This window comes from Herbiconiux daphne, from assembly GCF_024979295.1.
Taxonomy (GTDB): Bacteria; Actinomycetota; Actinomycetes; order Actinomycetales; family Microbacteriaceae; genus Herbiconiux; species Herbiconiux daphnes.
Genome location: NZ_JANLCJ010000326.1, coordinates 1 through 762, shown reverse-complemented (window position 1 = coordinate 762; position 762 = coordinate 1). Strand labels below are relative to the sequence as shown.

Genomic DNA, 762 nt, shown 5'->3' with positions numbered 1-762 from the left:
CTGTTAAGGGGTTAAATCAGGTTCTCAAAGATACCGCCGACCGCGTAGGCGTGGAATATAAAGACATTAAACAGTTACAGCAATATTCCAGCAAGTTCTTTGAACTATACAATAAATCAATGCAATATCTGGACACCGTGGAAAACTTAGGTCACGCGTTCGACTCTACAGAAGTCATGGAAACTGTCAGACAATTGGTTAAACAAGAAAAGATTGACCTGACAGACTCGGAAACCGCATTAGATGAAATGATTAAGCGCGTTTCGGATATGTTGACAGATATTGATAACCACGATGAAGAAATAGAAGGTCGTGACTGGTATAGGTTGATTTAATGAAACATTATTCTATGTGTACGGCTGATTATTTGGATTCTCTTAATATTCCTTTCGTTAAGGACGGCAAAACTAAAACTGAATATTTGAATATTGAATCAGCGTTCGACATAGAAACCACCTCTACTATATACAACGGCGAAAAATCCGCGTTTATGTATGTGTGGATGTTCGGCATTGGCTACGGGAAAGATGTTTTCTACGGGAGAACGTGGGAGGAATTTCTAGACCTTTGCGACTTGTTAGCCTCTTATTTTGACTTAGACGAGAACAAACGTTTAATTACATACGTTCACAACCTCGGATATGAGTTCCAATTTATGCGCAAGTTCTTTAATTGGGAGGGTGTTTTCTCAATCAATGTGCGTAAACCAATTAAGGCGCTTTGCGATATGGGAATAGAGTTCCGCTGTAGTTACATTCTTTC

Annotated in this window: 2 protein-coding genes; both read left to right on the top strand. The window is 39.2% G+C overall.

From position 1 onward, the window contains the following. Positions 1-335, top strand: a 335-nt coding sequence (locus tag N1032_RS25000; protein ID WP_259543259.1) for a hypothetical protein, incomplete at its 5' end; no start/stop codon positions are given. Further along, positions 335-762 (top strand): hypothetical protein (locus N1032_RS24995; protein ID WP_259543257.1); only part of this gene is annotated, 428 nt, incomplete at its 3' end. The genes N1032_RS25000 and N1032_RS24995, both read left to right, overlap by 1 nt.